The organism is Herbaspirillum sp. UBA812 (genome assembly GCF_002296545.1).
In the GTDB taxonomy this organism is placed as follows: Bacteria; Pseudomonadota; Gammaproteobacteria; order Burkholderiales; family Burkholderiaceae_D; genus Herbaspirillum; species Herbaspirillum huttiense.
Map to the genome: position 1 here is coordinate 1 of NZ_DBIC01000134.1, position 1,004 is coordinate 1,004.

1 protein-coding gene is annotated in these 1,004 nt (G+C 64.5%); it reads right to left on the minus strand.

Translation table 11 applies throughout. The features are described from left to right. Window positions 1-264: 264 nt before the first annotated feature. Window positions 265-1,004: PDZ domain-containing protein (locus tag B3873_RS08380; RefSeq protein ID WP_286865240.1), on the minus strand; the 740-nt coding region annotated here is incomplete at its 5' end.

Here is a 1,004-nt window from a genome sequence, read left to right on the forward strand (position 1 = left end):
ACCATCTCGATCACGGCCGGGATCTCGCCCAGTGCCTGGCGCAAGGCGTCACGCAGGTCTTCGCACAGGTGGCAGTAGCTGCGCGAATAGATGATGAAGTGCAAGGCTTGCCCTGCGGCTGAGGGCGAAGAAGGGGTGGTCATAGGCTCATATGAAAGTTTCTTCCCTCAGCCCGACGCGAACCAAGGAAAAAGGCTGCGGCCCCGGGGAGCCGCAGCCTTCATGCTGAAGTATCAGGCAATTTTACGGAAAAAGGGCCCGCCCTCAGTTGCCGCCGTTCGGACGCAGCGGCACGAACTGCGAGGAGTCGCCACGGCGCACCAGCACCGCTGCCCGCTTCTTGGCATCGAGCTTGGCCACCAGCTGGCCGAACTGCTTGCTGTCGTTGACATCGACCTCGTTGAGGCGCTGGATCACATCGCCCGGACGGATGCCGGCGGCGGCCGCGGCACCGCTGACGTTTTCCACCAGCACGCCGTTGTCGACCTTCAGCTCCTTCTTCTGCGCATCACTCAGGTCGCTCACCACCAGGCCCAGGGAGTTGGGGGTGTTGTCGGGCTTGGCCTTCTTTTCCTCGGCCTGCTTGGGCTTGTCGGCTTCCAGCTCGACCACGGTCACGCTGACGTCGCGGGCGCTGCCCTTGCGCCAGATATTGACGGTGGCCTTGGCTCCCGGCTTGGTGGCACCGACCATGCGCGGCAGGTCGCTCGGTCGCTCGATGGCTGCACCGTTGTATTTCAGGATGATGTCGCCCGCCTCCAGGCCCGCCTTGTCAGCCGGGCCACCGGCTTCCACGCGTTGCACCAGCGCGCCTTGCGCGCGGGCCAGGCCCAGCGATTCGGCCACATCCTTGGTCACTTCACCGATCTGTACGCCGATACGGCCGCGCGTGACGCGTCCGCTGGCCTTGAGCTGGTCGGCTACCCGCAGCGCCTCATCGATGGGTACTGCAAAGGAGATCCCCATGAAGCCGCCGGAACGGCTGTAGATCTGCGAGTTGATGC